The sequence below is a fragment of the Brevibacillus reuszeri genome (genome assembly GCF_002897295.1).
In the GTDB taxonomy this organism is placed as follows: domain Bacteria; phylum Bacillota; class Bacilli; order Brevibacillales; family Brevibacillaceae; genus Brevibacillus; species Brevibacillus reuszeri_A.
Window position 1 is genome coordinate 181,525 of the sequence record NZ_BEXF01000009.1, and the last position, 21,901, is coordinate 203,425.

The 21,901-nt window shown below is 45.4% G+C and carries 18 protein-coding genes; 13 read left to right on the forward strand and 5 right to left on the reverse strand.

Going from position 1 to position 21,901, the window contains the following annotated elements; all coding sequences use genetic code 11:
* Positions 1-372 precede the first annotated feature (372 nt).
* Positions 373-645, forward strand: coding sequence for a DUF3471 domain-containing protein (locus C3B52_RS16375; protein WP_103107474.1), 273 nt, complete (start codon positions 373-375; stop codon positions 643-645).
* Positions 646-797: 152 nt separating this feature from the next.
* Positions 798-1,070, forward strand: coding sequence for a MerR family transcriptional regulator (locus tag C3B52_RS16380; RefSeq protein ID WP_235615746.1), 273 nt, complete (start codon positions 798-800; stop codon positions 1,068-1,070).
* 167 nt (positions 1,071-1,237) lie between these two features.
* On the opposite strand, the gene C3B52_RS16385 is transcribed toward C3B52_RS16380, so the two are convergent.
* Positions 1,238-1,690 (reverse strand): VOC family protein, encoded by a 453-nt coding sequence (locus C3B52_RS16385; protein ID WP_103107475.1) that lies wholly within the window; start codon positions 1,688-1,690, stop codon positions 1,238-1,240.
* Positions 1,691-2,048: 358 nt separating this feature from the next.
* Between C3B52_RS16385 and C3B52_RS16395 the strand changes: the two genes are divergently transcribed.
* On the forward strand, positions 2,049-3,065 hold the full coding sequence (locus tag C3B52_RS16395; protein WP_103107553.1) for a phosphotransferase: 1,017 nt from the start codon (positions 2,049-2,051) through the stop codon (positions 3,063-3,065).
* A 370-nt stretch (positions 3,066-3,435) separates the two neighbouring features.
* Positions 3,436-4,143 carry a VanW family protein gene (locus C3B52_RS16400; protein ID WP_235615747.1) on the forward strand — a complete coding sequence of 236 codons (708 nt, stop codon included), beginning with the start codon at positions 3,436-3,438 and terminating at the stop codon, positions 4,141-4,143.
* A gap of 140 nt (positions 4,144-4,283) precedes the next feature.
* On the opposite strand, the gene C3B52_RS16405 is transcribed toward C3B52_RS16400, so the two are convergent.
* Positions 4,284-6,023 carry a methyl-accepting chemotaxis protein gene (locus tag C3B52_RS16405; protein ID WP_164684808.1) on the reverse strand — a complete coding sequence of 580 codons (1,740 nt, stop codon included), beginning with the start codon at positions 6,021-6,023 and terminating at the stop codon, positions 4,284-4,286.
* Between the two features lie 179 nt (positions 6,024-6,202).
* On the opposite strand from C3B52_RS16405, the gene C3B52_RS16410 reads away from it, so the two are divergent.
* The 7 genes from C3B52_RS16410 (at position 6,203) to C3B52_RS16440 (ending at position 15,456) form a co-directional block, all read left to right on the forward strand.
* A complete protein-coding gene (locus tag C3B52_RS16410) occupies positions 6,203-8,266 on the forward strand; it encodes a sigma-54 interaction domain-containing protein (RefSeq protein WP_164684809.1) in 2,064 nt (687 codons plus the stop codon).
* Between the two features lie 168 nt (positions 8,267-8,434).
* Positions 8,435-9,550, forward strand: a complete 1,116-nt coding sequence (locus tag C3B52_RS16415; protein WP_103107479.1) for a M20 family metallopeptidase — start codon at positions 8,435-8,437, stop codon at positions 9,548-9,550.
* Positions 9,534-10,295 (forward strand): SDR family NAD(P)-dependent oxidoreductase, encoded by a 762-nt coding sequence (locus C3B52_RS16420; RefSeq protein ID WP_103107480.1) that lies wholly within the window; start codon positions 9,534-9,536, stop codon positions 10,293-10,295. Before C3B52_RS16415 ends, C3B52_RS16420 begins: the two co-directional genes overlap by 17 nt.
* Positions 10,296-10,330: 35 nt before the next feature.
* The gene (locus C3B52_RS16425; protein ID WP_103107481.1) at positions 10,331-11,689 is read left to right on the forward strand and encodes a glutamine synthetase family protein; all 1,359 of its coding nucleotides are present in this window, start codon (positions 10,331-10,333) and stop codon (positions 11,687-11,689) included.
* A 49-nt stretch (positions 11,690-11,738) separates the two neighbouring features.
* Complete coding sequence (locus C3B52_RS16430; RefSeq protein WP_103107482.1) at positions 11,739-13,193, forward strand: NAD-dependent succinate-semialdehyde dehydrogenase; 1,455 nt, start codon at positions 11,739-11,741, stop codon at positions 13,191-13,193.
* A gap of 56 nt (positions 13,194-13,249) precedes the next feature.
* Positions 13,250-14,638 carry an APC family permease gene (locus C3B52_RS16435; RefSeq protein WP_103107483.1) on the forward strand — a complete coding sequence of 463 codons (1,389 nt, stop codon included), beginning with the start codon at positions 13,250-13,252 and terminating at the stop codon, positions 14,636-14,638.
* A gap of 59 nt (positions 14,639-14,697) precedes the next feature.
* Positions 14,698-15,456 carry an SDR family NAD(P)-dependent oxidoreductase gene (locus C3B52_RS16440; protein ID WP_103107484.1) on the forward strand — a complete coding sequence of 253 codons (759 nt, stop codon included), beginning with the start codon at positions 14,698-14,700 and terminating at the stop codon, positions 15,454-15,456.
* Positions 15,457-15,761: 305 nt separating this feature from the next.
* On the opposite strand, the gene C3B52_RS16445 is transcribed toward C3B52_RS16440, so the two are convergent.
* On the reverse strand, positions 15,762-16,253 hold the full coding sequence (locus C3B52_RS16445; protein ID WP_103107485.1) for a hypothetical protein: 492 nt from the start codon (positions 16,251-16,253) through the stop codon (positions 15,762-15,764).
* A gap of 637 nt (positions 16,254-16,890) precedes the next feature.
* On the opposite strand from C3B52_RS16445, the gene C3B52_RS16450 reads away from it, so the two are divergent.
* A complete protein-coding gene (locus C3B52_RS16450) occupies positions 16,891-18,390 on the forward strand; it encodes an Ig-like domain-containing protein (protein ID WP_103107486.1) in 1,500 nt (499 codons plus the stop codon).
* Positions 18,391-18,672: 282 nt separating this feature from the next.
* Here the strand turns inward: C3B52_RS16450 and C3B52_RS16460 are convergent, their stop codons facing one another.
* Positions 18,673-19,581 carry an EamA family transporter gene (locus tag C3B52_RS16460; protein ID WP_103107487.1) on the reverse strand — a complete coding sequence of 303 codons (909 nt, stop codon included), beginning with the start codon at positions 19,579-19,581 and terminating at the stop codon, positions 18,673-18,675.
* Positions 19,582-19,791: 210 nt separating this feature from the next.
* Positions 19,792-20,766, reverse strand: coding sequence for an HPP family protein (locus C3B52_RS16465; RefSeq protein ID WP_103107488.1), 975 nt, complete (start codon positions 20,764-20,766; stop codon positions 19,792-19,794).
* A 161-nt stretch (positions 20,767-20,927) separates the two neighbouring features.
* Between C3B52_RS16465 and C3B52_RS16470 the strand changes: the two genes are divergently transcribed.
* Positions 20,928-21,845, forward strand: a complete 918-nt coding sequence (locus C3B52_RS16470; protein ID WP_103107489.1) for a LysR family transcriptional regulator — start codon at positions 20,928-20,930, stop codon at positions 21,843-21,845.
* Positions 21,846-21,901: the final 56 nt, after the last annotated feature.

The window sequence follows — 21,901 nt, forward strand, 5'->3', positions numbered from 1 at the left end:
AGAAGTAGCCCTCTTTTGCAAGGAGTGGAACAGAATCGTTACCGAGGTAAGTATTCTGCCATCGGAAAGCCAGGAAGCACTTTTATATTTCATGAAGATTATGAACGAAATGTCACGAGTTTACGGGAATTTTTCAATAAACCCTGGATATCATCATTTAGCCCCATGTTTCCAATGCGCATTTTTCTCAAGAAGACGCTAAATCAAGTGAATACGCCTTGCTGAGAGCACGAAAGCTGCTTTGATTTTAAGCAAGCTCAAGTTGGACTAGGGTAACATCACCTTCCCGGATATGAGCTGAAATTCATTTCTGGGAATTTTTATGCAATTTTTCAAAAAACCATTGAGTCTCCAACCACTGGAGACTATATCATGGTGAGAAGGCCTACAAATCGTTTGCCTGAGTATGTAGGCAACTACAAGGCACATGCCGGCATAGGGATGACAGTAGAAGTGGAAGAAGGAAAATTGATGTTGACGATGAACAAAGCGAAAATTCCGTTGCGATCAGTTGAAGAGGATGGCTTTGCCCTAAACGTGGGTGGCAACGAAAACGTGCTGCGATTTACCCGAGACTCGCAAGGTAACCTGAATCGTATAAACTTGGGCGGCATGATGCCATTGATCAAAGAGATAGCGGTATAACAACTAGACAAATACAGTGAAATAATAGCAGCACCTAACCTTCCCAGACCGATTAAATTCCTGTTAGCGAAAGTCTCCCTTTTGTTTTACCAAAAAATTACATTGAGTCTCCGATCACTGGAGAGTTTATGATAAATATGGGGGGTGCTAGCTTGCAATCAGATAGCCGAAAAGATATCAATCCACAGGGTACATGCAAACGTACCACTTATGTCAGAAAGTATACGATTGGCGAAGTAGCCAAATTGACCGATTCAAAAGTCCGAACGGTTCGTTATTACGACGAAATTGGGCTGCTTAAGCCTGCAGAGGTTACCTCAGGGAGATATCGTCTGTACACCGCAGAGGAAATTTGGAGGTTAAAGCTGATTCTCACTCTACGATACCTTGGCTTAAGGGTAGCGTCAGCCTTGACATTGATATAGTCTAAGGCTGACGCTGCTTCCGGGACCGAGGATCGCCAAGACCCGGAGTGTGAATGGGGGGTTTATATGATGCAACCGACTTCTTTGAGATACTTTCACACTGCTTTTCTGTTTCTATTTTTACTCTAGTAATGTATATTTCAGGTAAGTCTTCTTTTAAACGTCACTTATTTATTACCGAGTTGTTCCGCCAAACCGATTAGAAGTCCTTCAATTCCACGAATGTAGCAGAGCCGATACGAGTTCTCGTACTGAACCACTTCGCCAACGAGCTGAGCACCATACTTAGTGAGTCTGGATATCATTTCGTCAATGTCTTCAACGGTGAACATGACGCGTAGATAACCGAGGGCATTTACAGGAGCCGTTCGGTGATCTGATATAGTAGGTGGGGTGAGAAATCGCGAAAGTTCAAGTCGGCTGTGGCCATCTGGGGTAACCATCATAGCAATCTCTACACACTGTGAACCCAGCCCTGTTACGCGACCAGCCCATTCACCTTCTACAGTAGCTCGTCCTTCGAGCTTCAAGCCAATCTCCTCGAAGAAAGAAATTGCGTCATCAAGGGATTCTACAACGATGCCAACATTGTCCATTCTTAATAATTTGTTTTTTGCCATAGTTTTATCTCCTCATGTGTAAAAATGTATTACCTGATCATCTTCATATTTATTTGATCAAGAACTACTATTTCCTTCCAAACAATTAACAGCTTGTCACAGTTCATGATAACAAAGATAAGTCGCCGTATAGTAAAATGTGAAGGTTTTACCGATGTGGGGGAATGGTTCCCTCAATGCTGAAATACGGATTGCCGCCATCAGGCCGAGCCAGGCTGTGACGTTTTCGCCGCACTTGCTGACGGTTCGTTGCCGCGTGAACGGTGGGTACAGTATATTGCCCAGCAGCATGGGAACAAGTATGTCCAGGATAAAACATGTGGAGCAAGCAAACGAAGAAAAATGGAGGTTGGAAGAAATAAATAGTAAATTCGAAACGCTGATCTATGCCTTAGGACGACGTTTCAAGAAGGATATCATCTCGGCCGACTGCCAAACCATGCCATTACAGGGTGGAACTATGGGAAATGTGTACCTGGTAACGGGGATCGCCGAAACCGCGGATGGCGAAAAATTGCCGTACCGTATCGTGCTGAAAATCCAGAAGAAATGGGAGCGTTACGGCGATCCGAGTTCATGGCGCCGGGAATATGATCTCTATGCATCTGACTTGGGAGCAACGTTCTCAGATGCCCTCCGCTGGCCGACATGTTATCACGCTGAGATCAACGCCGAAGAAAATGAATTCCAGCTGTGGCTGGAATATATCGATGGCGTAACCGGTTTAGACTTGACCGGTGACATGTATGAACAGGCTGCGCTGGAGTTAGGACGCTTTCAAGGCAAGCTGTATGCGGAGCGGCCCGCTGTGCTGCAGAGCCTGACCAACCTGAGTCATGCGGATCTCATGAAGAAAACGTATCTGCATTACCGGTCATGGCCGGTCGTCTACGATTATATACGCTCGGAGGACTGCGTATTCCCGCAGCACGTGCGGCAAATGCTCATCGACATCGATGAGCACGCAGACGAGATACTCGCCCGCATCGAACAATTACCCCTCGTGCTATGCCACCGGGACTTCTGGGTGTCCAACCTGATCTATGCCGATGGGAAAATCGTGCTCATCGACTGGGATACATCCGGATGGGGCTACCTGGGCGAGGATCTCGCAAGCCTGATTGCGGATGAAGCGGATATCGATCACATGGTCGAAAACTACCAACGGTGTGTCCCAGCGTATTACAAAGGCTTTTCGGAGTATGCGGATGTATCTTCGATCGTCGATCATTGCGTCTACGAGCTGATCCTTCTCGTATTCGGGTACAGGCTTGTGGAGGGGTATCTCCACACAGAGGATGATGACGAGAAGACGAAGCTTGTCTATACGCTCCAAAAAATCTATGAAATGAAAACCAGCCCTGCACGGGGTTGACTCAAAAAAGAACTCCGAAACCCCTTGAATGTAGTGGGTTTTCGGAGTTTCTTTCATACTTCCTTTCGATCGTCGCTGGCGGTTTTCCAAAGCCATTGCGTAAATGTGATACATTTTATGATTTGATGCCATTGGTAATAAAAACAAATGCCGGAAATACATTATATGGTATATTTTCTATTAGTAAGGTTTGTTTGGGTTTATTTACAAACTCGCAAATATTCAAATTATCCGAAACTCCATCACACTCAAAAATCAATTGTTAATAGGTGGCTGCTCAATGATAAAACAAGTCTTGGTTAAATTCCCTTTGGTATATAGACTTAGAATCCTTCAGCTTCGTATGAAGAGAGCTAGTTGTAACTTTTTCGTGAATTTTGCAGAAGAAAGAAAAGCCGATCGATTTCCCTATGTGGTAAAACGGCATCAATCTCTTTTAAGAAGAAAATTAGGAGCATCCGATCCTGTGTTACAGGAAAATAAAATTACAAATTTAAGCATTGCTTTAAAATCCATTAACGGTATTGTAATCAAACCAGGTGAAACATTTTCATTTTGGCATTTAATCGGGAAACCGAAAGCAAGCAACGGATATATTGACGGATTGTTGTTATCTCAAGGTGAAGTGAAAACGGGTGTTGGGGGAGGGTTATGTCAATTAGCTAATTTACTTTTTTGGCTTGCCTTACATACGCCGTTAGAAATTACGGAAAGACATCATCATAGTTTTGATCCATTTCCGGATGAGCATAGAGTTTTGCCTTTTGGAAGTGGGGCAAGCGTATTTTTTAATTACATTGATTTGCGTTTCTGTAATCCTACCAATCATAAGTTTCAATTTCATGTTTGGTTAACTGATCAGCATCTAAAAGGAATCGTATTTTGTGATAACGAATTACCATTTTCGTATCACTTGGAAGAAAGAAATCATCAATTTCATCATATAGAAGGGAAGAACTATAGAGAGAACGAGATATGGAGAAGAGTCATTGATAAACGCACGGGGAACATGATACAGAAGCAGTTGATGATTCACAATTATTCTGAAGTGAAATATGAAATGATAACAGATATTTAAAAAAGACAACGGCCTTCGAGGGAGATCAGCTCACCTCGTACGTTGTCTTTCCTTTTCTTTAGGCTCGTAAAATGAAAAGCCCTTTTGATCACAGTGACAGGATGCAGACTGCCAGGCAACCAAAAGGACATTTCTATTGCTTATACTTTAAATACGTTAACGGTATCACGAAGCTCCTGTGCCATCTGATTCAAACGTTGAGCAGATTCAGAGATCGCTTGCAAGGAGGAGAATTGCTCTTCCGATGCGGCAGCTACATCTGTAATTTGATCGGCAGACGTTTGGGAGATAGAGGCCAATTGGGTCACAGTTGCAGATACCTGTTGGGAGCTGGCCGACATTTGCTCAGATACAGCGGAAACATCTTCGACCTGTTCGGCAACTTGTTGGGTGGCGTTCAGGATATGCTGGAAAGCATCTCCGGCGTTTTTCGCTACCTGAATACCTGTTTCCACTTCTTTCGTGCCTTGCTTCATACTTTGTACCGCTTTACCCATTTCCTGCTGGATTTCCTCGATCAGCAGGGTAATCTGGGCTGTCGATTTGGACGATTGTTCTGCAAGCTTTCGAACTTCATCCGCCACAACTGCGAAACCTTTCCCGTGTTCGCCAGCACGTGCTGCTTCAATCGCTGCATTAAGAGCCAGCAGATTGGTTTGGGAAGCAATTTCGGTGATAACATCGACGATATGGCCGATCTCTTTCGAACTATTCTCGAGTGAGCTTAGCGCAGATGATGAGATTTGAACAGAGCGGCTGATCGAATCCATTTGATCAATGACCATTTGCACAGAATCCGTACCTTTCTCTGCTTCCTTCGACATGTCGAGAGAGGATTCTGCTACTGAGGAGGTAGATTCAGCAATGCGCTGAATTCCTGTAGCCATCTCTACCATGGCACGGGCATTCTCGTTTGCGGAGAGGGAGGTAGCATCTGTTCCGGCCTTCAAATCCTGAATCGTCTCAGTCACTTGCTGCAAGGTAGCCGTGTTCTGAGCTGCACCTTCCGCTAATTCATGTGCAGAGGTTGCCGCGTGCTCTGCATGCTTTTGAATGTTCTCGATAATGGTACGCCAGTGATTGATCAAACCGTTCACTTTTTCTGCGACCAGGCCGAGCTCATCATTTTGTTTTACTTGAATGGAGACATCCAGGTGACCTTCATTCATTTTTCCAATTACGTGTACGAGATCTTTCAGCGGTGACAAGAATTTACGTAGGAAGCCGTATTGTAAGAAGAACACAATGATAAAGGATACAAGGAAGCCGATACCCAACCATTGAAATAGCTCTTGTTTGCCTCGATCTACGATATTCGCGTTTGTGTCAACCCCAAAGATCGCGATAACATTCCCGTTTTCATCCATCAACGGCTGCAGAATAGTAACCCATGTGCCATACACGTCGGTGTAAATTCCCGTATTCACCGCATCTTTACTCTTCATCAGCTTCTCATAAGCGACAACCCATTGGGGGGCTTGTTCAAAAAAGTCGCCAGCTTTAAAACCCGCTTCGTACACATGAGTCGGCAATGCGATAGTGAGGTTGCTATTGCCGTTTTTCATTTCTGCTCCAAAGACATAGGCTTGGGCGATGTTTGGATTCTCTTTGGACATTCGGTCCAGCTGGGACGTTAGTTTGATCTGGACTGGGTCTTTTGGATCAGGTTGGGAAATGGCGCTCTTGATGTCAGCAATGTCGATTTCTCCTTTTGCGTAAGAGGCAAATCCACGTGCTTGTTCATCCAGATTTTGCTGGAGGATTGTATCCTGAACAACAAAGCTAGCGGCCCCCAGCATCAAGCCCATCAAGAGAATAGTCAAGCAGGCGAGCACCAAGTTCTTCCCAAAGAATGAGACCTGCATCTTCTTGCGTGGCATTTCTTTCAACTCCTTCATCTATTTTGGTGGGAAAAATGCTCTGTTATTTAAATAGCAAGAATCGTGCCAATTATTGGGTTCTTTTTTTGTCAATTCACATAATTATTTGTCAAATAATGACGATAATATATAGAGAGAGACATAATCAGATTCTTAAAAATCAAGTGGAGGAAGAAGGAGTGTTTCCTATCAAATTAAAGAAAAAGGTAGCCGTGATCGCGGGTTCTGATAAAACGGCTGAGGCTATAACCAACCAATTGATTGTATTGTTTGGCACATATATAGAATTTTACGGTTTCTCGCAGAAGTCCTGGAACAATGAAGGTACTTACGATATGGTCCTCATCAGTACACAAACGATCTTTACAAGAGAGCTCGCTCCAAAAATAAAACCGGGGACTGTGATATTAATCATACGCCGTACCCTGCTGCGAACCAGTTGGGAAAAGGTGATGTCGATTCCTGTAGGGACAAAGCTGCTCATGGTCAACGATGAGAAAGATTCAGCAGAAGAAACCATTGCACTGTTACGGGAGCTGGGTGCAGGTCACATTGAGCTGGCCCCCTATTATCCGGAGATTCAAAGCTGTCCACCGTATACTTCCGCGATTACACCAGGTGAAGGACAGCTTGTGCCAGAGAGTATCAATCGGGTAATTGATATTGGAGAACGTGTGATCGATGTCAGCACACTCGTCGACATCCTGACTCACTTTAATCTCCTGAATAGTGACGTCCAAGATATTTTATCTGTTTATTCTGAATCTATTATTACGAGAAGCCAGGGCATCCAAATTACGATGCAAGGTTTGATTCATACAAAGCTATTACTGCAGCAAACGCTGGACATGGTGCAGGATGGCGTCATCGCCTATGATCTGAATGGAAGGATCACATTCTTTAATACAGCAGCCCAAGCCTTGTTTGAGTGTTCGGTTCAGGAGGCAAACCAGCTTTCGGTGAAAAGCCTTTTTGAAAGGGTTAGAATCAATCTAGAAGTAATGGCGGAGGAATTCAACGATTGTCTTTTACAGATAAAAAAGCATAGAGTTCTCGCAAGCAGACAGGTGATCGAAGAAAATGGCCATTTTACTGGCGGTGTACTGACGTTAAAAGCGGCTCGTCACGTAGAAGAGCAAGAGCTAAAGCTAAGGCTTCATTCAAAAGGATATCATGCGAAATTTTCTTTTTCTGATCTTGTGACTAGCTCGATTCGTATGAAGAAAGTGGTAGAGCAAGCTGAGAAAATGGCGGGCAGCGATCTTGCAGTGCTTATTCTTGGAGAAAGCGGGACGGGGAAGGAATTATTTGCGCATGCGATTCACCAGGCTTCTGCCCGTGCCTCGTTTCCGTTTGTTGCCGTCAATTGTAGTGCATTGCCGGATAATTTGCTGGAAAGCGAGCTGTTTGGCTATGAAGAGGGAGCTTTTACAGGGGCACGTAAAGGAGGCAAGCCGGGTCTTTTCGAGCAGGCGCACAAAGGGACGATCTTTTTGGATGAAATCGGCGATATTTCACCAAATATGCAAAGTCGGCTTCTGCGTGTTCTGCAGCAGAAGGAAGTGTTGAAAGTGGGTGGAACCCGTTTACTTCCCGTAAATGTTCGGGTAATTGCGGCAACCAACCGTGATTTGGCCAGGATGGTAAATGAGGGAGCCTTTCGCGCTGATTTGTACTACCGTTTAAAAGTACTTCAGCTGCTGATTCCGCCATTGCGAGAGCGCAAAGAGGACATTCCGCTGCTTTCTGCTCATTTTTTGCGGAGAAGAGGGGCGAATGAAACGCTTCTGGAGCCGTTGCTCGGATCGCTTATCAAACACAATTGGCATGGAAATGTGCGTGAGCTGGAAAGCGCTATGGAATACGTAGCTTTTATGAATGATCCCAATCTGTCTCCCAAGGATATCCCCGGGCTAGGGGATGATAACGAAATGCAATCGACTGTTCTCCAGTCAAACGGATTGCCACTTCAATTGTATCGCTCAGGTCTGGGTAACGAGCACTTCATACTCAACTTGATTTATCTTGCCAAGACAAATGGAAAGAATGCTGGACGACGGTCACTCGTCGAGCTGGCCCGTCAAAATGGTGTTGTTATTCATGAAACAAATGTCCGAAAGATCGTTGAAAAGCTGCGGATGGATGGACTGATTGAAGTAAGTACAGGTCGTGGGGGGATTACTTTAACCGATAAAGGCTATCAAGTTTGCAGCGGTCATGATGAAATGGGGGAATTGGGATAAAAGGGAGAAGTGGGTGTATAATCGCCCGTTTCTCCCCTTTTCTGTTCATTCAGAATTATAGGAATTATATCGAAGCTGGTTGGCATAGGACTTGCTAGATTAGTAGGTGGCAGATGATATCGAATAGGAAAAAAGAACCAGAACGAACAGCATGGGTGAAAGAAGGATGTGATCATCTTGGAAGAAGCGCTTGTTCGATTGACTAGCAGCCTGATCCAAATGGAAAGCACGACACCTGAGAGAATCAATTACGCTGTGGAATTCTGTGCGGATTGGTTACAGCGCCATGGAGTTCCGGTCTGTCTGTGGGAGAATCAAGGTCTTAAAATGATCACAGCAACGATCGGTCAAGCTAACGCTGGCAGTACGCTCGTCTTGAATGGCCATCTCGATGTTGTCCCTGGTCATACCGAGAATTTTATCCCGCGGTTGGAAGCAGGCAGACTGCATGGAAGAGGCAGCTACGACATGCTCGGTGCCGTGGCGGCGATGATGGCTCTCATAGCAGATCTTGTTCAGCAGCCGCCGAAATGTCGCATCATTCTGCAACTTGTTCCGGATGAGGAAAAAGGCGGTGAATTGGGCAGTGCCTATCTGGTCGAACAAGGGAGCATCGGCGATTTTGTCATTTGTGGAGAGCCGACCAATCTGGATATTGCTGTTCAGGCAAAGGGAGTACTGCAGGTCAAAGTCGAGTTTTCAGGTATTGCAGCCCATGGAAGCAGACCGTGGCTTGGAAAAAATGCGATTGTTGCAGCTATGCAAAAGTACAACCAGCTAGCGACCCTTGATTTCATGAAAGAAAGTAGCCGTTTTTTCCCGGCACCATCATTTAACCTGGCAAGGATTGAGGGTGGCAGTGCGCTAAATCAGGTGCCGGATCGTTGTTCGCTCTACCTGGATATACGTTATCTTCCCACGCAAAATCCAGGGGATATTCTTGAATCGATTCGTCAAGCTGTACCAGATGCATACGTAGAAATGCTTCGACATGGTTCACCTGTTACAACTGATGCATGTAATCCTTATGTGCAGACGCTTCATCAATCGACCGCCCACATCTTCGGTAGAGAAACCGTATTGTTTGGACAGGACGGGTCGGCAGATACGCGGTTTTTCGCCCAGTATGGCATTCCAGCCGTTGAGTTTGGTCCCATTGGCGCCAATCATCATGGCCCTGACGAATATGTAGAGATTGAGTCACTTGTCCTCTATCAAAAAATATTGAGATATCTCATTAAACAACTGGAAGGAAAGGTGAGTAGAGATGAAATTGAAAAATAAGGTTGCGATCGTAACGGGAGCAGGTTCAGGGAATGGACGCGCGATTGCCCTTCGTCTTTTCGAAGAAGGAGCTACGGTGGTCGTCGCTGATTTGAATGAAGCAGGAGCAAATGAAACGATTTCCCTAGCTCCTGAAGGCAGCAAAGCCATGGTTGTGAAAGTGGATGTTACCCAAAAGGATCAGGTAGACAATATGGTTGCTCAAACTGTACAAGAGTTCGGGAAAGTGGACATCCTTGTGAACAACGCGGGTATCGTTGCATTTACACCGTTTCTTGAGTTGGATGTGAAAGAATGGGACAAAGTACATGACGTGAATCTGAAAGCCCCGTTCCTCTGCTCGCAAGCTGTGGCAAAAGAAATGATCAAAGCTGGGCAGGGCGGACGCATTATCAATATTACATCTGTGGAAGCACACCGTGTCGTTTCTAGCAGCGGACATTGCCAGCCTCATTACAACTCGTCAAAAGGCGGATTGCATATGCTGACGAAAGCCATTGCCCTGGAGCTTTCCTCGTATGGCATCACGTGCAATGCGGTTGCTCCTGGTGTGATTCAAACCCCGTTTACTGAAAAAGGCTTGGCTATCCCAGAAGTGAAAGAGTGGGTCCTCGAGCGTCTGCCTGTAGGTCGCATCGGGCAACCTCAGGATGTTGCAAATGCAGTTTTGTTTTTGGCTCAGGACGATGCCTCATACGTAACAGGCAGCACGCTTGTCGTGGACGGCGGTTGGACCATTCACTAAACATTGTCGACTATACATAAAAAGGAGTGGGCCTCATGGGGAAGCTTGACCTCGAAGCATTAAAGGATCAATACCAAAATGGAACAATCGACATGATTACAGTAGCCGGTGTAGATATGCAAGGAAAGCTTTTCGGAAAGAAAGTGCCTGTACGCTACTTCCTTGATGATGCTGTCGGCGGAATTCACACCTGCGCCATCAATTTTATCTGGGATGTCAGCTTGAAATACGCAGAGAACTATACGTTTTGCAATTTTGACACAGGGCTGCACGACATCAAAGTGGTACCGGACATCTCTACATTGCGCACGTATCCTTGGATTCCTAAAAATGCAGTGGTGATTGGTGATATTTATAACAAGGACGGTTCAGAGGTAACGATTGCCCCTAGAAATATCTTGAAAAAGCAGCTGGCGAAAGCAGAAGCATTTGGCTATCGCGCTTATGCCGCATCTGAGATTGAGTTTCATATTTTCAAAGAAACGATAGATACTGCTCGCGAAAAGAATTTTTCGAATCTTCAGCCGCTCTTCTCGTATCCAATAGACTATTCGATTTACCGCTTGAACGTGGATGATTGGTTCCTTGGGCAGCTTGCTCGCTATCTGGAAGAGGCGGGAATCCCTGTGGAAGCACTGAAGGGCGAATGGGGAAATGGCCAGGTTGAGTTGAATGTACAGTATGCGGAAGCCTTGGAGATGGCAGATCGAACCGCGATTTACAAAAATGGCATTAAAGAAATCGCAGCGTTGAACAACCTTATGGTGACGTTCATGGCGAAGCACGATACAGACGCTTCTGGCAGCAGCGGGCATACGCACATCAGCCTGTGGGATCTCGCAGGAGACAACGTATTTTACGATGCAAACCATCCGTATAAATTGTCGGACACTGGGCGCTACTTCCTTGGTGGCATGATGGCACTTGCTCCTGAGTTCATGCTCTTTTATGCGCCGTACATCAATTCGTACAAGCGTCTTGCCAATACCGGGGGAGCGCCGAATACCCAGACATGGGGTGAAGATAATCGCACGACCGCTTTCCGCGTAGATGGACAAGGCAAGTCATGCCGTATTGAAAACCGGATTCCAGGCTCAGACGCCAATCATTATCTCGTTCTGGCAGCCTGCTTAGCCTCGGGACTGTACGGTATCGAGCATAAAATCGACATTGAGGCACCAACAACAGGTGATGCCTCCAGTGCTCCTGGCGTAAAGCGCTTGCCAGCCAATTTGGCAGAAGCGATTCAAAAACTCTCGAACAGTAAAATCGCGCGCGAGCTTTTGGGAGATGACGTTGTCGATCATTACCTGACAGCTGCAAGCAATGAACTAAACGATTATTTCCTTGAAGTAACCGATTGGGAACGGAAAAAGTATTTCGAGTTTATTTAACGTAGTCGAATCGCTTTTTCGTAGTCGATGAAAAGGAGGACAATCCACAATGTACTGGGTACAGCATGACGACCTAAACTATGCCTGGATTAATGGGGAAAAAGTATTTGTAAAAGATTCGATGGATGTCATGAATCCGGCTACAGGAAAGCCGATGGCACGTGTTCCTCGCGGTGGAAAGGAATTAACCAACCAGGCAATTGATGCTGCATCACAAGCATTTCCGGCATGGTCAAAGCTGCCTGCTGATCAGCGGGCTACATATCTGCTGGATTGGGCGGATCGTATACTGGCAGATCGGGAACGACTGGCTTGGCTGCTGTCGACGGAACAAGGAAAGCCGCTTGAGGAAGCCAGAGGCGAAATTTTTGGGACCACAATCTACATTCGCTGGTATGCCGAAGAAGGGAAGCGTGCGTATGGGGAGATTATTCCCGCTTCTCGTCAGGGACAACGCTTGATGGTATTTAAAGAAGCTATTGGTGTGGTGGGACTCATTCCTCCGGCTAATTTCCCCAGCGCCATCGTGGCGAACAAAGTTGCACCTGCACTTGCAGCCGGCTGCACGTTCGTACTGAAGCCTGCAGAACAGACTCCCCTCATTGCCATCGCCTTGCTCGATCATTTGATGGCAACAGGCATTCCGGCAGGTGTTGCGAATGTCGTGACGGGTGTAGCCGAGGAAATCGGATCAACCTTGTCAGCAGATCCTCGCGTGCGCAAGATCGGGTTTACTGGATCCACGGAGGTAGGCAAAATCTTGATGCGCCAAGCGGCTGACAATGTAAAACGTCTTACCCTTGAGCTGGGCGGAAATGCGCCGGTCGTCGTCTTTCCAGATGCCAATATAGACAAGACTGTCGATGCGATCATGGGCAACAAGTTCGAGAATTGCGGACAAGTTTGCAACGGGATCAACTTGATCTACGCCCACGAATCCATTCGAGCAGAGCTCGTGGAAAAGCTGGCTGAAAAAATCCGCAATCTGAAAGTAGGAGTCGGCACGGACGAAGGCACGCAAATCGGCCCGATGATTGACCCAAGCTATCTCGATAAGGTCGAGTCACTGGTGGGCGATGCCGTGGCAAAAGGGGCCAAGCTCGTTGTAGGCGGCAAACGTGTGACGGATGAAGGGTTGCAAGACGGTTATTTTTATGCTCCCACGTTGCTGGATGAAGTGACCGCAGATATGGATGTAACGAGGCGTGAAATCTTTGGACCAGTCGCCCCTGTTTTGACTTTTACCGATGAAGCAGAAGTGCTTGCCAGGTGCAACAATACGCCTTATGGATTGGCTGCCTATGTGTTTACGAAGGATGCAGCGCGCATGTTCCGCATGATTGACGGACTTGAGGTAGGGAATCTAGCTATTAACGGTACCTCACTTGCCAACCCGCAATCGCCATTCGGTGGCGTAAAGGAAAGCGGAATTGGCAGAGTTGGAGGACACCAAGGGCTTGAGGAATACATGGAGCTGAAGTATGTGGCGTTAACGATTGAGTAACGCCACCCCTTCGGTGGTTTTTTCGCTTCGACAATTTTTAAAACGAGGTGCTGCAAATGTCAAATGCCACTGCAGAAGTGCAATCATCCGAGACTAACACAAACCTTGGCTACAAACAGGAGTTGAAGCGAGCCCTTACTTTCAAGGATTTGGTCATCTACGGATTGATCACGATGCTCCCCATCGCGCCCATTCAGGTGTATGGGATGATTGCACATGAAGCATCAGGAATGGTTCCGATCGTGTATCTGGTGGGCATCATCGCGATGGTCTTTACCGCGCTTAGCTATAGCAAAATGAGCAACGAGTTTCCGATTGCAGGCTCTGTTTATTCGTATGTGCAGCGCGGTTTGAACCCTCATGTCGGGTTTGTAACCGGATGGCTGATCGCCGTCGATTATTTAATGGCACCAGCTTTGCTGACAGCATTTTCGGCTATGTGGTTGAACAGCATTATTCCAGCCATACCTACCCCCGTCATTGTTTTGGTATTTCTTGCTATTAATACATTTGTGACCGCACGTGGAATTACGCTGACAGCAACGACGAACAAAATTTTTCTGTTTTTTGAGATCGCCATTCTTCTCTTATTTATGGGATTAGCTATTAAATTCGTGTTTATTGACGGTCATGGGGCGGGAGGCTTCTCTTTGGCACCGCTGTTCCAAGCGGACAAGATTGACCTCGGATTTATCGCAAGCGCAGCTTCTATCGCCGTTCTGGGCTTCTTAGGGTTCGACGTCATTTCGACGCTTTCTGAAGAAGTGAAAAATCCAGGCAGAACTGTTGGACGAGCTACGGTGTCAACGCTGGTGCTGATTGGTGTGATTTTTATGGCGCAAACGTATCTGGCTGCGCTTGCCCACCCGGATTACACCAACCTCGACCCGGATATGGCGTACTTTGATATCGCACGAGAAGTCGGTGGAGAGTTCCTGTACTATGCTTTCATTCTGATTGCCGTAGCTGCAGTAGGGATTGCAAATGCTTTGGCGATTCAATCGGCCATTTCGCGTATTATCTACTCGATGAGCCGCGACAAGCTGCTCCCGATGTCAAGCTTTTTGGGCAAAATTCACCCGAAATACAGAACACCATTCAATGCGACCATTTTCGTTGGTGTGGCTTCCTTCTTTATCGCGATGTTTATGCCAATTGAAACGATTATTCAACTGGTCAACTTCGGTGCATTGACTTCCTTTATGGTTCTGAATCTCTCCGTATTCGCTTATTTCTTCATGAAAAAACGGAAGAGAGACATGAAGGGCTTCATCAACTACTGCCTGCTCCCATGGCTGGGCTTCCTGGTTATTGGGTTCGTATGGTGGGGCTTTGACTGGAAGACCTTTGCTGTAGGAACAAGCTGGATGGTTGTAGGTGTCATTCTGCTAGCATTTAAAACAAAAGGATTTAGAGAGCTGCCGCCAACAATGAGAGATTTGTAAAAAAGGCCCTGTTATCAAGGACATGTAAAGGAAAATACAGGACGAGGAGGTACACATCGATGCGTTTACAAAACAAAATTGCAGTCGTAACAGGCGCGGCACGTGGTATCGGAGCTGCCATTGCTCACAGATTTGCGGAAGAGGGAGCCCGTGTAGTCGCGACCGATGTTAGTAGTGTAGGGGAAGAAGTAGTAGCAGCTGTCAAGGGGAGGGGCGGCACCGCCGTGTTTTTTCAGGCTGACGTATCCAAAGCGTCTGAAGTGCAGGCACTCTTGGCTTTTGCCAAGGCAAACTACGGGATTCCTACGATCCTGTGCAATAACGCGGCGATCAATATCCCGGGCTCCGTTGTCGAAACGGAGGAAGAAGTGTGGGATCGTACGATGGAAGTCAATGTGAAATCCATGTTTCTCACTTCAAAATATTTCCTGCCAGAAATGATTAAGACAGGGGGAGGCTCTGTGGTAAATATGGCCTCCGCCAACAGCTTTGTCGCGGAGCCGCGCTTGTCTGCCTATGTAACCTCCAAAGGCGCTATTCATATGCTCACCAAGCAAATGGCGCTGGATTTTGCTGCAGAGAATGTAAGGGTGAACTGCATTTGCCCGGGGTGGGTAGATACGACCTTTAATGACGCCCATGCCGATTTGTTTGGCGGGCGTGACCATGTGCTGAAGAGCATCCATGATATCCAACCGATCGGGCGTACTATCCAACCGATTGAGATCGCGAATGTAGCTGTGTTCTTGGCTTCTGACGAATCATCCGCCATGACAGGCAGTGCCGTCGTCGTGGATGGTGGTTTATCAGCGAAGTAATGATAAATTGAAAGAAGAGTCAAAGAGTAACTATGTTTATTATTCGAAAAGATACGTTGGGAATCATCGGGCGCAGGGGTTAGTCGGCGAGATGCTTTTAATGGGCTTTGGTGAAGTAGTTTAAACAAGTCTATCCCGTGGGTGAGAAGGGGTAGGCTTGTTTTTTCTTATTCTCTCTCCAAAGGATTCTTTTCGAGACTAATGGTAGAGGAAGGTGCAGACCCTAATTCCAGCACAAAAAACTCGCCCAAAATGTACGAGTTTTTATACCTAATTTTATGGAAAAAAGCAGATGCAAATAACTTTTAACACAAAACGATTATTCGATAAGGTATAGTTTGGGCTGGGATACTCCTTGTGGCAGGTCCATAGATAACAATAAGATCTCGGTTCACGGGGCTTTTAGAAAAGGGTTGCCCATTTATTAACACGATTTGGGTATTTGGAGCAATAGTTAGTTGTAATTGCCCGTCACTACTCACCATGTGACTATTAAAATAATCTACTTTTACATTCTGAAATGAGCTATTTTTTACCATGACCAATGCTTGATATTGTGGAGGATAAATAAAAGGAACAGGCGCATTCCCATCATAATATCCAGTTACATGATCTCCTATTGCCACCATTACATGGTCTACAAAGTAAGTTGTAGGCGATACTACGAAGTTGACTGATGCTCCTAAACCGTTGTCTACAGATATTAATTTATAACAGCCTTCCCCTTCACCATTTCCCCCTGTAATGAAATCACTTATCATCGTAACGGTCCCTTGAAAAGAATAGAAATTGATCATACAAATACCTCCATTGCTTAAAGGCAGGTAGTCGGCCTATTGTTTTTGGAGATAGTCCCCTTTCCATTAATGGTTCCTCCAAAAAATTAAACATGCAATACCGGATATAGAATCCTACTTCTAAATTAATTTATGTGAAATTACCGAGATAGGTGAATATCATCATTTGTCTTTGCTTGGTCCATTTTCCTCCTATTCCGATATTGTAGATTTATATCCTTTTGTTAATGATACCAAACAAATTCCTAAAAATTTTATTCTGGCCAAACAGTGATTTTATTCGATGACTTTCTGTAATTAGACCGGAATTCCTGTTTCCATTAGGGGTTTCGGTCTTAATTTTTTATTTTTTGGAAGAATAGTTGTGTCTTAGTACTTGGGAAAAAGAGAGTTTTACTATTTGTGCCGCCGGTCTTCCCGGGACTTTTGTATTCGTCGAGACCCCGTTCGTATGCGTAATCGCCTGAGTAGTCACTAAGTAGGAAAATACAGGAAAAAGTTGAACGAGGACGTGATTTCCGATTTATTGCCTAGGAATAAGGTTACTGTACAAGATTACCGTGCTCATGCTCTTATATTAAGGAGTAATTGGTTGGAAAAACATTTCCAATATCTCTAAAAAGGGAGTGTGGAAAACATGAGAACAAGGGAACAGAATCATTTCAGTTGCAGGCGGTTCTTGGTCCGGTTGGTTGCCTCCTCGTTGGCGGCATCGCTTTGTCTGATCGGACAAGCTTCTGCTGCCGGTGATGAAATCCAGCTGAAGTGGGAACAGCGTTATAACAAAGAGGAGACGCGGGAATTGGTCCAAAAAGTCATTCCGACGAAAGATGGAGGCGGGCTGGTCTGGGCAAACGGGACGAACAGTGAATATCGCATAGTCCCCCCTTTGCTGGTGAAAGCAGATGGAACGGGACGGGAAGAGTGGTCAAAGCGTATGCCGGAAGAGTTCTTTATCACCGATGTGGAACAGGCGAAAGAAGGAGGATATCTAGTGATGGGAGCGCTGCGCTCAAAGCCAGACAAGCTGCAGCTGATCAAATTGAGTGAAACCGGAGATGAGGAGTGGACTCAAGCCATTGAAGTAGAGGGGGGAGCGATGATACCGGACAGATACGTCCTGCTGTACAGTGATTTTGCTGAAACATCCGACGGTGGTGTGGTCGCAGTAGGCCAGAAATACCTCGAAGAGAGTGGACAGTATCGGTACAATATCGTGAAGATCACAGCAACAGGTGAAATCGAATGGGATAAGCCGTTGAGCAACTCGGCTCATCGGGTTTTTGTTACCAAAAGCGGGGAAATGTTTGTCCAAGGCAGTGTGTTCTCCGGTGATGCTCACCTGTACGTGGCAAAACTGTCCGAGGAAGCGGATAAGCTTTGGGAACATACCTACGAACAGAAGGGTTCGGTCAGTATCAAATCCGTACTCCCAGCGACTGATGGCGGACTTCTCGTGACCGGATACACCAACCGCTTCCACTCTGACCCGGGTTTAGATGACATTGTGGCGTGGCATATCGATTCGGAGGGGAAGGTTGTTTGGCAGAAGCTTTACGATACCGAAGTGGGAAATGGAGAAGTGTCGGATGGAGAAAGGGGCTTATCGTTGTCCGAAACAGCGGATGACGGCTATATGCTGATTGGGATGATTGATTCGATAAATGCTGACCCTTCCAAATGGAATTTCAAGAAGTTGGATCAATCTGGCGACCTTTTGTGGGAGAAAACGATCTCTTTCCCGCAAATACGTGTGGCGAATGCGGTTCCCCAGGGAAATGACCAGTATTTGTTATTGGGGGAATATTGGGAAAAAGGCACAACCTTTGCGGACAAGCGTGACATCTATCTAATTAAATACGGCAAAACAAAAACGATCGTCTCCCTTGAGCCGCAAATGCAAAAGAACAAAATGAAACTGGATAAAGGAGACATTGAAGAACTTCAGGTTACGGCCGTTTATGACGACGATACCAAAGAAGCTTTGACGAAAGGGATTCGATGGACCTCTTCTAACGAAGAAATTGCCGTGGTTGACGAGAATGGACGAGTTACGGCCAAAGAGAAGGGAAAAGTGCAAATCACAGCAACCTTTCAGGGAAAAAAAGCAATATTTCCGATCCAGGTGAAAGGGTAGGTACTCAAATTGCGTCAATGAACAACGTACTTAACCTCCTATCAAAGAGATAGGAGGTTTTGCTCCTTTACTTCGTCGATAAATGAAAAAGAGTTGATCACACTTGAATAGAGTATTCACAAACGAAGATACCAATAAAATGGTGTTCACTGATAATCATGTTTTAAACTCATCTTAACGACAAGAAAAAGACTTTTCCACGACCTCATTCAGAACAACCGAAGCGTAAAGGAAGCTTTTCAGAACGCCAAGTCTTTGGATGCGGAGATGGATATGTTCCAGCTATAAAGTGGTATTCTGCGTATGTAAAGATTCCTTCTTCGAATCTCTAAATCTAACATTACTGCTGACAATCCCACACAAAATAATGATAACCCCAATCCACTGAGGTACGCTTATTGGTTCCGCCAGTACTAAAGATGACATGGCAATGACAACCGGCAGTTCAGATGCTGTCAGAATCGTGCCCAAGCCTGACCCAACATGCGGCATTCCAATGGAAAACAAAAGAGGAGGAAGAACAACACCGAATATACCCAATGCCAATCCATAAGGAATTACCCCGACTAACACATCCAAATCAAACAAAAACGTTGGCGGGAAAATGATAAATACGGTTATTAGTCCACCCGAAGAAAGAAGAGCACTTTTCAAAATGGGAGGGGTTGCTTTTTCCACTGAGCTACTTAAAAAAATGAATGCGGAAAAGGTTAATGCCGCAAGCAGTCCCCAAAAGGTTCCTATCCATGATAACGCCATCTGTTCCTGAAACAGTATATTCGCTGCTAAAATGGAACCGATTAGAAGCAGTGCGATGGAAACGAGCTTTATTAGTGTCGGCTTCTTCTTATGAAAAACCCATTCCAATAGTGCTCCGATCCAAACAAATTGGAACAAAAAAACAATGGCAAGCGAAGCGTTCAGGGTTTGTAAGGCTTGGTAATAGAATACTCCTGTCAACCCAAATGGAATTCCAGATAGAATAAGCTTTGAAGTTTGTTTCAACGTTAGTTTTTTCTTTTTAGTAAATAAAACAGCAAGCCACGTAAGCACAACTCCGAAAAAATACTGCCCACCGGTTACTGCTGGCACCGTAAAACCTGCTAGATATGCCAATTTAACAAATGTGGATAATATCCCATAACAGCAGCCTCCTAAAAAAACAATTAGTGCATAGTGCCATAATTTCATCATAATCCTCCTTTATTGAACGCAAAAAACCACACAATGACCAGTAAGGCCTTTGTGTGGCGAAAATAGAGATGACTCTCCAGAAAAGTCCACGTCCCAAATCGGTTTTAGTATTCGGTTCCGGTAACATTATAAAAAACAATTTTAGTTATTGTCAATGTTTGGACTATGGTCAAGAAAGTGGACACTCATTTAGTTCGGAATTGTATATTACTGTCCTGGCCATGAACCTGACTTCATCTTTTCCTTATCGTGTTTTAATGTGATGAGACTCCTTGCTGCATCGCGGTTTTTGTAGATTGACAGACAAGTAAATGTAAAAATCGAAGCTAATAAAGTCATGAGTGGCAGAAAGTGGACCGTATCTCCTGGAAGAATAAAAGGAAAAAGCGGAAACGCGTAAAGAGCAGGCATACGGACGCGTATCGTCACTGATAGCAGCAACATCAGTAGTAGGTCGCTTATGATGACCACTGGCCATGACGGGATATTAATATATAGGAAACTCCCAATCATTGCCGACAGAGTCAAGGAAAAACCTTGTTTAAAAGCGGTTTTTACGCCATATTCTCGTTTATGAATCGCCTCATACGCCACAACAATGACAGGCGGAATCGCTGCAAGCTGGTCTAAGCCACACAGCCAGCAAATCACAAGCCAAGCGACCATAATTATGAAGAAGGCAGTGGTTGGTCGGACATGCTGAGATTGCTTATGATCCAAATTTTTATGCAACTGGAATACAAGGACAACCACCATAAAGTATAGAGCTAGTAAGAACACAATCAAAACGAGGGTCCAATCATGAGCATCTGTAACGAGCGGCAACAGGCCGGTGGCCAGAGATGGAGCAAAATTGGACTTCAGAACTGCAAGCACTAGCAGCATGGCGAGTAACGTCAAAGCGACTTTGAACAGATACATCAAAGGGAACTGAGTGATGACAAAGCCGATCAAAGACGTGATCGTTGGAGCAAGACAAATGTTGAACGGCTTCCTAAGCCAATTTGCGTCTCGAAACGCCCACATCGCAATGGCCATGGCTGCAAACTCAGGTAAGATAAATTCATGAGTTTGAGTGATATCCGAAACACCAACCATTGCGATGATAAAAGCAAACGCCGAACCGTAAGCGAACAACATTCGTCTATTCTTCACAACATCGCTGGTAATCTTGATAATCATACTTCTTCCTTCTTTCTATACAAGGGACGATCCTGTTCGGCTCAAATGGCGCTGAGATTGGATCTGCAAAAACGTCTCTTTTTTCTTGCATTATAGAAGCCTTATGTATAAATTAAAAATATAGATTTTATATGTTACATACATTTTATTTATAGAAGGTGATGAAGCTGACGCTCAATTTACACGCACTGCTGCTTTTTCACACTGTTGCGTTGACTGGGAGCGTAACGGCAGCCTCCAGGAAACTGAAAATTAGTCAGCCCGCCATTTCGGCTCAAATTCGCAGTTTTGAACGACAGCATGAGGTAATTTTATTTGAGAAAAAAGGAAGAAAGATCGCACTGACTCCGATTGCACAAAGACTTCTTCAACCTACGGAGAAGCTGTTTGCTTTAGAAGAGCAAATACGGATCATGCTGGAGGATTACCATCGTCATCCACAAGGTAAACTCCGGATCACAGGCAATTACATGGCAACCAGTATACTCATTCCCAAGTGGGCATCTTTGTACAAGCAAAAATACCCTGAGGTTGCGGTAAAGATCACCACGGTCAATTCCGCACAAGCATTGGATAGTCTGCTCCAATATGAGACTGACGTTGCTATCTTTGGCCATGATGGACTTCCCGATGAACGGCTTGAATCGCTTTATTGTCTTGAGCTTTACAGGGACATATTTCAATTCGTTGTAGCGCCCTCACATCAGTTTGCCAATCAGAGCATTGCTGTTGAAGTTGTAATGAAGGAGCCATTCATTATGAGAGAGGAGGGGAGCACTACCCGGAAGCGGTTGATTGAACTATGCGAGGCGAATAGTGTTGCGCCACCGGCAATTGAGCTGGAGTTCAATGGGTTGAATGAGACAATTCAAGCTGTTGTTGCTGGTTATGGAGTTAGCTTTGTACCATCCCTAGCTTCAAAACCATATATACAGTCGGGTGAATTGGCTGGGGTTATCGTTCATGGGGTAGGAATCACCAACAAAATTATGCTGGCGACGCACGATCCTGCCTTACTTGAAAACTATGTTCGTGATTTTATTTCGATTGCCAAAAGCAATCTTGAGCAAAGGGTTTAGTGAACGGACCGTTCCCTCGTTCCCAGCGTAGTGCATACTGTATGTAAGCTAATCAA

Bases quoted from the DNA above. Each gene is read 5' to 3' on its own strand.
- C3B52_RS16375 (WP_103107474.1), top strand. From the start codon at position 373: ATGGTGAGAAGGCCTACAAATCGTTTGCCTGAGTATGTAGGCAACTAC.
- C3B52_RS16425 (WP_103107481.1), top strand. From the start codon at position 10,331: ATGGGGAAGCTTGACCTCGAAGCATTAAAGGATCAATACCAAAATGGA.
- C3B52_RS16435 (WP_103107483.1), top strand. From the start codon at position 13,250: ATGTCAAATGCCACTGCAGAAGTGCAATCATCCGAGACTAACACAAAC.
- C3B52_RS16385 (WP_103107475.1), bottom strand. From the start codon at position 1,690: ATGGCAAAAAACAAATTATTAAGAATGGACAATGTTGGCATCGTTGTA.
- C3B52_RS16450 (WP_103107486.1), top strand. From the start codon at position 16,891: ATGAGAACAAGGGAACAGAATCATTTCAGTTGCAGGCGGTTCTTGGTC.
- C3B52_RS16405 (WP_164684808.1), bottom strand. From the start codon at position 6,023: ATGCCACGCAAGAAGATGCAGGTCTCATTCTTTGGGAAGAACTTGGTG.
- C3B52_RS16465 (WP_103107488.1), bottom strand. From the start codon at position 20,766: ATGATTATCAAGATTACCAGCGATGTTGTGAAGAATAGACGAATGTTG.
- C3B52_RS16440 (WP_103107484.1), top strand. From the start codon at position 14,698: ATGCGTTTACAAAACAAAATTGCAGTCGTAACAGGCGCGGCACGTGGT.
- C3B52_RS16460 (WP_103107487.1), bottom strand. From the start codon at position 19,581: ATGAAATTATGGCACTATGCACTAATTGTTTTTTTAGGAGGCTGCTGT.
- C3B52_RS16430 (WP_103107482.1), top strand. From the start codon at position 11,739: ATGTACTGGGTACAGCATGACGACCTAAACTATGCCTGGATTAATGGG.
- C3B52_RS16445 (WP_103107485.1), bottom strand. From the start codon at position 16,253: ATGATCAATTTCTATTCTTTTCAAGGGACCGTTACGATGATAAGTGAT.
- C3B52_RS16420 (WP_103107480.1), top strand. From the start codon at position 9,534: ATGAAATTGAAAAATAAGGTTGCGATCGTAACGGGAGCAGGTTCAGGG.
- C3B52_RS16470 (WP_103107489.1), top strand. From the start codon at position 20,928: ATGAAGCTGACGCTCAATTTACACGCACTGCTGCTTTTTCACACTGTT.